This is a genomic window from Sulfitobacter litoralis, from assembly GCF_900103185.1.
Taxonomy (GTDB): domain Bacteria; phylum Pseudomonadota; class Alphaproteobacteria; order Rhodobacterales; family Rhodobacteraceae; genus Sulfitobacter; species Sulfitobacter litoralis.
The window spans coordinates 47,663-59,282 of record NZ_FNJD01000015.1 but is presented as its reverse complement, the minus strand read 5'-3'; the positions used below and the strand labels follow the sequence as shown (position 1 = coordinate 59,282).

Annotated in this window: 13 protein-coding genes and 1 tRNA gene; 5 read left to right on the top strand and 9 right to left on the bottom strand. The window is 58.6% G+C overall.

Features of this window, described 5'->3' with window-relative positions; translation table 11 throughout:
• Positions 1-55: 55 nt before the first annotated feature.
• The 4 genes from ihfA to BLQ98_RS12485 all read left to right on the top strand — a co-directional run bounded on the left by ihfA (position 56) and on the right by BLQ98_RS12485 (position 2,630).
• The gene (gene ihfA, locus BLQ98_RS12500) at positions 56-358 is read left to right on the top strand and encodes an integration host factor subunit alpha (protein WP_093733680.1); all 303 of its coding nucleotides are present in this window, start codon (positions 56-58) and stop codon (positions 356-358) included.
• A gap of 4 nt (positions 359-362) precedes the next feature.
• Positions 363-1,340 (top strand): MerR family transcriptional regulator, encoded by a 978-nt coding sequence (locus tag BLQ98_RS12495; RefSeq protein ID WP_093733644.1) that lies wholly within the window; start codon positions 363-365, stop codon positions 1,338-1,340.
• Positions 1,341-1,409: 69 nt separating this feature from the next.
• Positions 1,410-1,486: transfer RNA gene (locus tag BLQ98_RS12490), tRNA-Pro, on the top strand.
• A gap of 64 nt (positions 1,487-1,550) precedes the next feature.
• Positions 1,551-2,630 (top strand): 2'-deoxycytidine 5'-triphosphate deaminase, encoded by a 1,080-nt coding sequence (locus tag BLQ98_RS12485; protein ID WP_093733643.1) that lies wholly within the window; start codon positions 1,551-1,553, stop codon positions 2,628-2,630.
• Between the two features lie 28 nt (positions 2,631-2,658).
• On the opposite strand, the gene BLQ98_RS12480 is transcribed toward BLQ98_RS12485, so the two are convergent.
• The 7 genes from BLQ98_RS12480 to BLQ98_RS12450 form a co-directional block, all read right to left on the bottom strand.
• Entirely contained in the window at positions 2,659-2,901 is a 243-nt protein-coding gene (locus BLQ98_RS12480) for a hypothetical protein (RefSeq protein WP_093733642.1), read from the bottom strand.
• A gap of 80 nt (positions 2,902-2,981) precedes the next feature.
• Complete coding sequence (scpB, locus tag BLQ98_RS12475) at positions 2,982-3,635, bottom strand: SMC-Scp complex subunit ScpB (RefSeq protein WP_093733641.1); 654 nt, start codon at positions 3,633-3,635, stop codon at positions 2,982-2,984.
• Between the two features lies 1 nt (position 3,636).
• Positions 3,637-4,422, bottom strand: a complete 786-nt coding sequence (locus BLQ98_RS12470; RefSeq protein WP_093733640.1) for a segregation and condensation protein A — start codon at positions 4,420-4,422, stop codon at positions 3,637-3,639.
• Positions 4,415-5,419, bottom strand: coding sequence for a beta-N-acetylhexosaminidase (nagZ, locus tag BLQ98_RS12465; protein WP_093733639.1), 1,005 nt, complete (start codon positions 5,417-5,419; stop codon positions 4,415-4,417). The genes BLQ98_RS12470 and nagZ overlap by 8 nt, the downstream gene beginning before the upstream one ends.
• Positions 5,419-6,336, bottom strand: coding sequence for an SPOR domain-containing protein (locus tag BLQ98_RS12460; RefSeq protein ID WP_093733679.1), 918 nt, complete (start codon positions 6,334-6,336; stop codon positions 5,419-5,421). The genes nagZ and BLQ98_RS12460 overlap by 1 nt, the downstream gene beginning before the upstream one ends.
• Positions 6,337-6,498: 162 nt before the next feature.
• Positions 6,499-8,241 (bottom strand): arginine--tRNA ligase, encoded by a 1,743-nt coding sequence (gene argS / locus BLQ98_RS12455; protein ID WP_093733638.1) that lies wholly within the window; start codon positions 8,239-8,241, stop codon positions 6,499-6,501.
• A gap of 63 nt (positions 8,242-8,304) precedes the next feature.
• Positions 8,305-9,447, bottom strand: coding sequence for a deoxyguanosinetriphosphate triphosphohydrolase (locus BLQ98_RS12450; RefSeq protein ID WP_093733637.1), 1,143 nt, complete (start codon positions 9,445-9,447; stop codon positions 8,305-8,307).
• A gap of 85 nt (positions 9,448-9,532) precedes the next feature.
• On the opposite strand from BLQ98_RS12450, the gene BLQ98_RS12445 reads away from it, so the two are divergent.
• Entirely contained in the window at positions 9,533-9,856 is a 324-nt protein-coding gene (locus BLQ98_RS12445) for a HesB/IscA family protein (protein ID WP_093733678.1), read from the top strand.
• A gap of 70 nt (positions 9,857-9,926) precedes the next feature.
• Here the strand turns inward: BLQ98_RS12445 and BLQ98_RS12440 are convergent, their stop codons facing one another.
• Together BLQ98_RS12440 and BLQ98_RS12435 are read right to left on the bottom strand one after the other, a co-directional pair.
• Positions 9,927-11,018, bottom strand: a complete 1,092-nt coding sequence (locus tag BLQ98_RS12440) for a DUF6902 family protein (RefSeq protein WP_093733636.1) — start codon at positions 11,016-11,018, stop codon at positions 9,927-9,929.
• A 60-nt stretch (positions 11,019-11,078) separates the two neighbouring features.
• Positions 11,079-11,306, bottom strand: a complete 228-nt coding sequence (locus tag BLQ98_RS12435) for a hypothetical protein (protein ID WP_093733635.1) — start codon at positions 11,304-11,306, stop codon at positions 11,079-11,081.
• Between the last annotated feature and the right edge of the window lie 314 nt (positions 11,307-11,620).

Below are 11,620 nucleotides of genomic sequence, written 5' to 3'. Positions count from 1 at the left end.
TGTTGACTTGCGGAAAAATGACAGCCTATGCTGCTTAAAACACATGGGGGAAGTTATGGCCGACAAGACGTTGACCCGAATGGATTTAAGCGAAGCCGTTTTTCGTGAAGTAGGTCTTTCCCGCAATGAAAGCGCACAGCTGGTCGAATCTGTGCTGGATCATATGTCCGACGCGCTGGTCGATGGCGAGCAGGTCAAAATTTCCTCTTTTGGTACTTTCTCTGTGCGGGATAAATCGGCCCGCGTGGGTCGGAACCCTAAAACCGGCGAAGAGGTCCCGATCAACCCGCGCCGCGTTCTGACATTCCGCCCGTCCCATCTGATGAAGGACCGGGTCGCAGACGGGAACAAGCGATAACCTGATGCCCAAGTCCCCGGATGCATTCCGAACCATCTCAGAAGTTGCAGAGTGGCTTGAAATTCAGGCCCATGTTCTGCGTTTCTGGGAGAGCAAGTTCACACAAGTCAAACCGATCAAACGTGCAGGCGGGCGGCGATATTATCGCCCCAATGATATGCTGCTGCTTGGCGGGATCAAACGTTTGTTACACGAAGACGGGCTGACGATCAAAGGCGTTCAGAAAGTCCTGCGCGAGGAAGGCATGGGCCATGTCGCCGCGCTTTCCGCCCCTCTTGAAGGCGTCACCCCAGAGGATCTGACCACGGCTGGCGACACCATCGACATGGCACCAATGCACGAAGATGCAGAGCAGACCCATGAAGGCGTTGTGCTTGCGTTCGAATCGCGCGCGGGCAAGGCTGCAAAAGGTTCAGACCGGCAACAACCCCCAGCTCCCGACGCGCCAGAGCCACCGACGGCGCAAACTGACACCCCATCTTCTACTCCGCCGGTTGAGGGCGAAGCCCCCACCGAAGCAGAGCCTACCCCATCCGCGCTGGATAAAGGTATCGACGAAGACCTGCCAAGTTTCTTGCGCCATCCGATGACCTCTGCACCCGTGCCGCCAAGCGACAACACGCCTGACGAAGCGCCTGCTGCACCGCAAGGCGCGACACCAGTCGAAGACGAAGTGACCAAGACACCTGCCGCATCTGCGCTACCGCCAGAGGCAGATATCGATCATACCGTCGACAACATCTTTGAGGATGACGAGGACCAAGAAGAACCACTTGAGGCTGGCCCAAAGCCACGCGTGATCGACCTGCCCCCGCTGCTGGCAGAAGACGCGTTCCCGGCAAAACCCTCTGTGCTGTCCGCGGCGCTGATGTGCCGCGATCTGTCACAGGAATCGGCTCAGGATATTGCGCCATTGCTTAACCGCTTGGCCGAATTACGTGATTCCATGCGCGCTGATGTGCTGCGTCGTACAAAAGTCTAAGCTGCCCGTGCGATTTGCAACAATTCCCCCTTGCGCGCCCGGTTTTATCAGGTATGAAACGCCTCATGTCGGGCTATGGCGCAGCCTGGTAGCGCGTCCGTCTGGGGGACGGAAGGTCGCAGGTTCGAGTCCTGCTAGCCCGACCAACCGACATACAACAAACGCCCGTACCCTGATGGGTGCGGGTGTTTGCATTTGAAAGGCCCGGATATGATCGGCGTAGTTCCCAACCAGCATATCACCGACATGATCGCATCGGGTCAGATCATCGGCACACCGCCCGTTGATGACGCTCAAATTCAACCGGCCAGCCTTGATCTGCGTTTGGGTACAGTGGCTTACCGCGTACGTGCGTCGTTCCTTGCAGGACATGGTGCCAAGGTGGCAGACCGTCTGACTGAGTTCGAGATGCACCGCGTGGATCTGACCGAGGGTGCTGTGCTGGAAAAGGGCTGTGTCTACGTCGTTCCGCTGATGGAGACCCTCGCCCTGCCCCAAGACACCTCTGCGGCGGCCAATGCCAAAAGCTCTACCGGGCGGTTGGATCTGCTCACACGGACAATCACTGACGGTGGCACGGAATTCGATCGCATCGCGCCAGGCTACACCGGCCCTCTATACGCCGAGATTTGCCCGCGCTCGTTTTCGGTGCTGGTACGCCCCGGTATGCGGCTGAACCAGATACGGTTCTCGACCGGGGATGCGACGTTAGATGATGACGCCCTGCGTGCCTTGCATGCGGATACACCGCTGGTCGATGGCGAGGCCGTGATCGACGATGGTTTGGGCTTTTCCGTCGATCTGCGGCTGCCTGATACGACGCTTGTTGGCTATCGCGCCAAGCCGCATACCGGTGTGATTGATCTGGACAAGCTCGGCTATTACGCGCGCGCCCAATACTGGGAAGAGGTCCACAGCGACAATGGCCAGATTATCCTCGATCCCGGCGCGTTCTATATTCTGGTAAGCCGCGAGGCCGTGACGATCCCCCCCGAATATGCCGCCGAAATGGCCCCCTACCTCGCGATGGTAGGTGAATTTCGGGTGCATTATGCAGGGTTCTTCGACCCCGGGTTCGGCCATGCTTCCGCAGGCGGAGCAGGGTCACGCGGCGTGCTCGAAGTACGCTGTCACGAAGCCCCCTTTGTGCTTGAGCACGGTCAAGTTGTCGGACGGCTCGTCTACGAGAAAATGACCCAAGTACCAACCCAGCTCTACGGCGCAGGCATCGCGTCGAACTATCAGGGGCAAGGGCTCAAGCTAAGCAAGCATTTCAGCCCACCGCGTTAAGGTCAGCGTCAGGGCGCGCTGCCGGTTGCTAGAACCGCGTCAGCTTGCGCATGTTTCGCACCATTTTGCGCGCCTGTTTTCCCTGTTGGTTACCGGCTTTATTCCGCCGTGCGTTTTCAGCAGGGCTTGGTGGCACGGCATCGCTATCGCGACCTTGCGCAGCTTTCCGGCCCTTCCCAAGTTTAGAGGCTTGGTCAAAGCCGATATTGATACCCTTATTGATCAATCGCCCCATAAAGCGACGCATGATCATGTTCACAATCTGGTTCATTTCGTGATTTCACTCCCGCATAGGTCTATATCCGGGCTTAATATAGCATCCTTTGCGGCGATTTTCAGGCCCGTGGGGGATTAATCCTCGAACAGCTCGCTCTGGCCCTCGGTGGCCTCTGGTTCTTCGTCGCTATCGACACCCGGAATTGCACTGAATGCGGGACGCCCCTCGAGCAGCCCGGCAGAGCGGAGCTCCTGTAGACCTGGCAGATCGCGCGGGCTTTCTAGCCCGAAATGTGCCAGAAACTCTTGGGTCACGACAAAGGTCACGGGCCGGCCGGGCGTCATCTTGCGGCGGCCAAAGCGGATCCAGTCAAGTTCAATAAGCTGGTCCAAAGTCCCGCGCGATACCGACACGCCGCGGATCTCTTCGATTTCGGCACGGGTGGTAGGCTGGTGATAGGCAATGATCGCCAGCGTCTCGATCGCGGCGCGGGACAGTTTACGGATCTCGACTGTCTCATGCTGCATCAAATACCCCAGATCGGCGGCCGTGCGCATGGCATAGGCATCCCCGATCCGGCATAGCTGCACCCCCCGCCCGGCATAGCGTTTACGCAGATGCACCAGCGCTTCGGCAGGATCACAGCCGTGGGGCAGACGGGCTGCAATCTCGCGCAGGGACATGGGATCTGCGGTGGCAAATAGGATCGCCTCGATCATGCGTTCTTGTTCGGCCAGAGGTGGCGCGTCAAACAGGCTTTCTTCAGTTTGTTGGGCGGGGTCGGCCACGTCAGTAATCCTTCTTGCGCAACTGGATCGGGGCAAACATCCCCTCTTGGCGGATTTCCAGGTGCCCTTCCTTTACCAATTCAAGCGACGCTGCAAACGTTGATGCCGTCGCCGAGCGGCGCATTGCCGGTTCTTCGCCCCAGCCTTCAGGCAGATAGCGGGTCAGGTCGGACCAATCGCCCTCGAACCCGATGAGACCCCGCATCCGTTCAAGCGCCTGCTCCATCGTAAAAACCTTTTCACGATCCATCACAAAGGGACGAAACTCGTCGCGCGTCCGTATGCGGGCATAACCTTGCATCAGGTCCAGCAAGGTCGCGGTATACGTCACGCGGCGGGTCTGCTGCATTTCCTGGGTCTGGCCGCGGGCAAAAAAATCACGTCCCAACTGATCACGTGCCATAAGCTGCGAGGCGACGTCTCGTATCGCTTGTAGACGTTCCAGCTGAAACGCCAGATGCGCGGCCAACTCTTCGCCCGAGGGGCCTTCGTCTTTGGGGTCAGGCGGCAGCAGCAAACGCGATTTCAAAAACGCCAGCCACGCCGCCATGACGAGATAGTCCGCCGCCAGTTCCAGCCGCAGGGCCTTGGCCTTATCGACGAACATCAGATATTGCCGCGCCAATTGCAGCACCGAAACCTTGCGCAGATCAACCTTCTGGGTCCGGCTAAGCGTCAGCAACAGGTCAAGAGGCCCCTCGAACCCGTCGACATCCACGATCAGCGCCTCGGCGGCGCGCCGTTCAGCAACTTTTGTCTGCCCGTCGTCCATGACCGTATCAGCCATTTACCGCCCCGCCCAAGAGCGTGTCGATCTTGGCGCTTAGGGCAGGAATGTCCACATCATCAGGCTCACGGCGCATCGCCAGCGCCCGTTCTGCACGAGTTTGCGCAGCGTCGGTCATTTCGCCTGCTGCCTCGGCCACACGGGCGCGGTCTGCCAATGTGGCGTTGCAATAAAGAACGACGTCACAGCCTGCCGACAACGCATCAGCCGCAATCTGGTTTACTTCACCCGCCAATGCTTTCATCGAGATGTCATCGGTCATAATCAGATTGTCAAAGCCGATGTCCTCGCGGATCAGGTTCATCATCACCGGTGACAGCGTGGCAGGACGTGGATCAATCGCGTCATAAACAAGATGCGCTGTCATTCCCATCGGCAGGTCGCACAATGCCTTGAAGGGCGCAAAATCATGGGTGTCCAACGCCTCGCGCGGAGCATCCACCAAGGGCAAGGCAAAATGACTGTCCATCGTGGCGCGCCCGTGTCCGGGCATATGTTTGACCACGGGCAAAACGCCCCCCGCCAACATGCCGTCTGCTGCCGCACGGCCCAAAGCCGCGACCACGTCCGGCGTCGTGCCATAGCATCGGTTGCGCAGAAACTCATGCGTTTGCGTGCCAGCGACATCGACCATCGGCGCGCAATTGCTGTCGATGCCGACGCGGTGCAGCTCATGCGCGATCAGACGAAAGCGCAGATACATTGCCTCTGCCGCATGGCTGCCCGCAGCCTGCACAAAATCAAGCGGAGCCGACCAATCGCGCCACTGCGGCGCACGCAGACGCTGCACCCGTCCGCCTTCCTGATCGACGGTAATCACTGCATCATGTCCCGCCGCGTCGCGCATTTCAGCGCAAAGGGCACGTACCTGATCAGGCGTGTCGATATTGCGTGCAAACAAAATGAACCCAAAGGGTTTTACGGCGCGAAACAACGCCTTTTCTTGCGCCGTCAGCCGCAGCCCCGACGCATCCAGTATTGTCGCCCCGCACCGCATCAACGTGTAACGACGGGAATGCAGTCAGTGTTTTCAGCAACCAGCGCCGAACAAAAACGCCGCGCGTCGGCAATATCCGAAAACCCATGCGCGCGCAGACGGTAGAACGTCCGACCGCCGCTGCTGGCCTCTTGGATGATGCGGTCTTTGCCTTCCATATAGGCGCCGAAACGTGCGTTTAAACGGACCCATTGCGCCCGTGCGATCTGCGGTGAATCGAATGCGCCCAGTTGCACCAGACGTGTGCCTGTGGGCAGGCTGTCGGGCGAAAGCTCTTTGACTTCTGCCGCAGCCACGGGTACGGGTTCAAAGGATGCTTTGGTCGCAACCATGCGGCCACCGGGCCGATTTTGTGGCCGCAAGGATGCACGTACGCCGGGCTCTTCACCCATGGCCACGGCCACCGCGTTCGACACCGCCATTTCGAGCGGATCCACATCCATCGTGGCACTCGCGTTCATCGGCTCTGGCAGCGCAGTCCCATCTTCCTGGTCTTCCAGTGGCTCCATCCCATCCGTAAGAGAGGCAACCAGACCGTCCACATCCCCGTTTTGCAACGCCGCTACAACGTCTACCGCTGGCGCAGCGGCGACAGGGGCCTGTTGCACAGGTGCAACCATCGCGACGGGGATGGGCTGGTCTTCTTCTTCCAGATCCAATGGTTTGGGGGCCAGTATCAACTGTTCAGCGAACTGGTTCGCCGTCCCTTCAGAGGCAACGGCGTTGACCGACAGCCCTTGGTTATCGGCCAGTTGCCCGCCCGGATTTTCAGGACGCACACGCATATCGCCTTGGGCCGCACGGACCACCGGAATACCCGTCACATCGCGCACCAGCAGCTTGTAGCCCCACACCCCGATCCCGATGATCAAGGTGATAGAAAGCGCAGCACCTGCGAAGTTTGCAAACTTTGTCAAAGGCTTAGCCGGTGTTTGCGGGCCTAGTCCGGTGTCATGCTCAAAGGAATACCCCCCACCCTGGGAGGAGGACGTGTAATCTGCCATTTCTGCCTCACTGACCGCGTCCGGCATCGCCTGCGCGGGTCTGTTTTTTGAACCTGCCTGACCAGCGTGTGTGCGTTAACGCATCTCTTCCGCTGGCTTAACCCCAAGAATACCAAGACCTGACGCAATTACAATCGTTGCGGCCTGCGCAAGGGCGATTTTCGACTGCGAGACCGCCGCATCATCTTGCAAGAAACGCAGCTCTGGTACGTCATTGCCACGGTTCCAAAGCCCGTGGAAATCACCCGCCAGTTCGTAAAGGTAGAACGCGATCCGGTGTGGTTCGTTGCTACGCGCCGCCGTCTCGACCATCCGCGGCCACTCTGCCAGCTTCTGCGCCAGTTTCAGCTCTGCCTCATGGTCCAGCTTGCTTAGATCGGCGCGTTGAAGCGTTTCAATATCTGTCGCGACGCCGGCCTCTGCCGCCTTGCGCAACACGGAATGCACGCGAGCGTTGGCGTATTGCACATAAAAAACGGGGTTTTCGCGCGATTGCTCAAGCACTTTGGCAAAGTCGAAGTCCAGCATCGCGTCATTTTTACGAGTCAACATAACGAAACGCGTCACATCCGCGCCCACTTGATCAACAACATCACGCAGGGTCACAAATGTCCCTGCCCGCTTGGACATTTTGAATTCCTTGCCGTCCTTGAACAGCTTGACCAGCTGCGTCAGCTTGATGTCGAGCGGCACAGCCCCTTCCGACAGTGCCGACACCGCGGCCTTCATCCGTTTGACATAGCCCCCATGATCCGCGCCGAACACGTCAATCAACATGTCAAAGCCGCGCTGCACCTTGTCGTAGTGGTACGCAATATCGGGCGCGAAATAGGTCCAGCCGCCGTCCGATTTCATCACCGGGCGGTCCACATCATCGCCATGCGCGGTGGATTTGAACAGCGTCTGCTCGCGCGGTTCCCAGTCTTCGGGCTTCTTGCCTTTTGGCGGCTCAAGCACGCCCTCATAGATCAGCCCTTTGGCTTTCAAGTCATCAATCGCGGATTCAATCCGGCCCGTGCCATAAAGCGACTTTTCGGAATAAAACACATCCATCTCCACCCCGAGCGAGGCGAGATCTTCGCGGATCAGCTTCATCATCTCGTCGGTGGCAAAATTGCGTACATCTTCAAGCCAGACGGATTCATCCTTATCGATATAAGCGTCGTCCACCTTGTCTTTCAGCGCCACGCCCACGTCGACCAGATAGTCGCCGGGGTATGTGCCTTCGGGGAAAGCAACCTCTTGGCCGTGTGCCTCAAGATACCGCAGATAGACAGAGCGCGCCAAAACATCGACCTGAGCCCCGCCATCATTGATGTAATATTCGCGCGTGACATCAAAGCCCGCAAAATCAAGCAACGACGCCAGCGCATCCCCAAAGACCGCCCCGCGGGTGTGGCCAACATGCAGCGGGCCGGTCGGGTTGGCGGAGACATATTCAACGTTCACGCGTCTGCCCTGCCCCAGATCGCCGCGGCCAAAATCAGTCCCTTGCCCCAGAACCGCGCCAACAACGCCCTGCCAGACCGCAGCGCTTAGCCGCAGGTTCAAAAAACCGGGCCCCGCCACATCAGCCGCAGTAATCCGCGCATCCTCACCCAGCTTTGCAGCCAGCTTGTCGGCGATATCACGCGGCTTCATACGGGCAGGCTTGGCCAGCACCATCGCGGCATTGGTTGCCATATCCCCATGAGACGCATCGCGCGGCGGCTCAACAGTGATGGCGTCAAAGCCCAGGCCGTCGGGCAGAAACCCGTCGGCAACCAGCGTATCAAGGGTGGACAGCACAAGGCTGCGGATATCGGCAAATAGGTTCATAACGGAGTTCCTTCGACTTGGCCCCGTGTATCACCTGAATATGCGCCCATAATCAAGGGCGGTTCAGCCTTTAGCGATCAACCGCTCGTGCTCTTGCAGGGCAAAGCGATCTGTCATCCCCGAGATATAGTCGCTCACGATCCGCGCGAGCGCCGTATCGCCGTCGGCGTCCTCGACGTCCTTGCGCCACTGTTTGGGCAATTGATCCGTATGCGCGCAAAAATAAGGAAACAAATCCTCGACCACCTGCGTCACCTGCTTGCGCATAAGAACCACCGACGGCGCGCGGTACATGCGGTCAAACAGAAATGCGCGGATCACCTTGAGGTCTTGGAACACCGGATCGGAAAACTGGATCAGCGTGCGCCCCGCCATGCGAATATCAGTGGCGGTTTCGGGCTTCATTTCAGCCAAACGGGTCCGCGCGACTGTAATGACATCCTCGACCAGCACACCAAAGAACCGGCGCAACGCCTCGTGGCGACGCCGGTAGTAGTTCAAACCGGGATAAAGCCGGTCCACCTCGGCAAAGTTGTCCTTGAGGATCGGAAGCTCGGCCAGTTCATCCGTCGAAAACAGCTCCGCGCGCAGCCCGTCATGCAGATCGTGGTGGTTGTAGGCCACGTCGTCGGCAATCGCCGCCACCTGTGCTTCGGCACTGGCAAATGTATCCAGCTCAAGATCATGCTGCCGCCCATAAGCCGCTAGAGCCCACGGCAGGACTCCTGTCACCGGCCCGTTGTGTTTCGCCAGCCCCTCCAGTGTTTCCCACGTCAGGTTCAACCCGTCGAATTCCGCATAGTGCCGTTCAAGATGGGTGACGATTCGAATGGCCTGTGCGTTGTGATCAAACCCGCCAAAGGGGGCCATCAACGTCTCCAGCGCATCTTCGCCGGTGTGACCAAAAGGCGGATGCCCCAGATCATGCGCCAGCGCGACAGCCTCCGTCAGCTCTGCGTTCAGACCCAAGGCACCGGCAATCGTGCGCGCCACCTGCGCCACCTCGATCGAATGGGTCAGCCGTGTGCGGTAATAATCGCCTTCATGTTCGATGAACACTTGGGTCTTATGCTTGAGCCGCCGAAAGGCGCTGGCGTGAATAATCCGGTCGCGGTCCCGCTGAAAGCAGGAACGAAAGGTGCTTTCCTCTTCCGGTATTAACCGTCCCCGGGTCAGTGCCGGATCAGAAGCAAAAGAAGCGCGCATAGTCGGTGGTCCTTGTGGCCTGTCCTGAGGGTTTCTATATTGTATGACAAGACAGATGGAAACCGATCACCCCGGAGCCCGAAAAATGAACCTGCCCCCCCAAGTCACCCCGCGCGCCTTTGACCGCCTTGCCGAAATCGGTGCCGCAGCCGAGGGCAAAGCCCTGCGCGTCGCCGTAGAAGGCGGCGGTTGCTCCGGCTTTCAGTACGACATCGCGCTCGATGCCCCCAAGGACGACGACCTGATCCTGGAAGGTGCCGGCCAAAAAGTCGTGGTCGACAGCATTTCGCTGCCCTTCCTTGCCAATGCTGTCATCGACTTCTCCGAAGAACTGATCGGCGCGCGTTTCGTGATTGAAAACCCTAACGCGACCAGCGCTTGCGGCTGCGGCACGTCCTTCTCAATTTAACACTCAGCCCGTTTCATTTTGCCCAATAAACTCCCGCCGGAGGCTGGCCTCATGCCAGCATGCGGCCGCTTTAAAGCTGCACGCGTGCCGAACCTTCCCCCATTTTGACAGGTGCCCGGGCGAAGCGGGCGAAGAACGCGTCGAACTGCGGGCAGGACGCCTCTGCCTGTGCCAAGATATTTTGTGCCGAGGGGGCAAGCGACGCCATTATCCTCCCACGCATACGCGCCCAATCTGATTGCCGCGTGTCTCCCATTTTGAAAAGAGCTTCGGATAGCCCCAATAGCGCACCCTCTGGTGGCGCGTAGCGGATGGAGACCGGACCCTGTGGCACCGCTTGGCTGAACGCCGGTGCCCCTGCCATCTGCGACAGCCAGCCGGCCATCAAATAAATATGATACCCGTCGCCCGCCCCCTCCCCGTGGTGCGGCACGATCTGGCAGGCGTTTGCGGCAGTACGGACAGCGTCTTCCCATAATACGGGTGCAGGCGAGCCGGCCAATCTTAAAGCAGCACAGAGCTCTGCCAACAAATCCATATCCTGATCCAGATAGGCCAAAATGCTGGCGAAGGTCAGGCTTTCAATTGCCGCCAGAGGCAGCGCCGGATCGCGTTGCCCATAATCGGACAGGTAGAAAACAATATGCGCGAGATCGTAAGATGCCTTTTTATTCGGCAACACAAAGTTTTCTGATCTCAGAAAAAAGCCGCGCAATCGCGCGTGCAGGGTTTCGTCTCGGGTGACGGGCATCCGCCGTGCGATCAACCGCTCTGCCTCGGCGCGTTGCAGATCGGATAGTTCCCCATCGACCAAGCGCATACGCGAGACCCAGTGCGACAATCGCAGCCCTGTCTCTCCGGGCATGCCAAGATCCTCGAGATCGAGGGCCAGCGACAGGAAAAAACGGTAATACTGCGGGAAAAAGCGGATCGTTTCCTCCAGTTGATCGTAAAAGGATGCGTAGGGCATCAAGGCACCCGACGACGCTGGCATATTCGAGCTTGCCAACACCCCAAGCCATTCGGCGTTTTCCTTTAGCCAGAACACATCGCCAGCACGACGGCGCTGCTGTGCAAACATGCGGCTGATCGCTGCTATATCGGCGTGTTTCGCAGCAATACCGCGGGCGCGAACGGACGAAAGTGTCACAACGTTAGACATAGAACTCCCTTTTCGTTGGTTACCCCTGCGCCGTTTCTGGCGCAGGGTGACACGGGAGTATCAGCCAGCGGTAAACAGACCGCTAATCCCCCTGGTCGCCATGGGGTCTGCCTGTAGCTCTGACTGCAATCCGGTGGTGAACAATCCGGTCCCGTGACCACAATGCGGGTCGCGTCCGGTACGAATTAAGCCGGTGGTATAGAGGCCGGTGCCTCCCCCCAGCTGCATCGATGCATCAGCAGCACGACTGGAGGGAAGGGTGTTTTCGGCGTAGGCAATTGCGGTCATATTTTCTTCCTTTTAGGTGGTTTTTGAAATCGGTAGCTAAACCTGAGGCTGCACGTCCCTCATCAATCACCACAGCGCAGCGTGAACCTAGCCGTCAAAAAGATCGAATTTTAATGATGTAATTCATTCACATGCGGCACGTTGTTGATCCCATTGAAATTGCGAACCGACGTGGGCTTCTCCACATTAGAGACAACTTTAAAGACCTATCCTGCACGCCCCTGCCACGACGCTACCCCCTTTGGATAAACGCGTGCTCTACACCCGAATCGCGTGCGGAAACCGGCCAAGCCGGCGCAGCCCCCTTGCCCCAT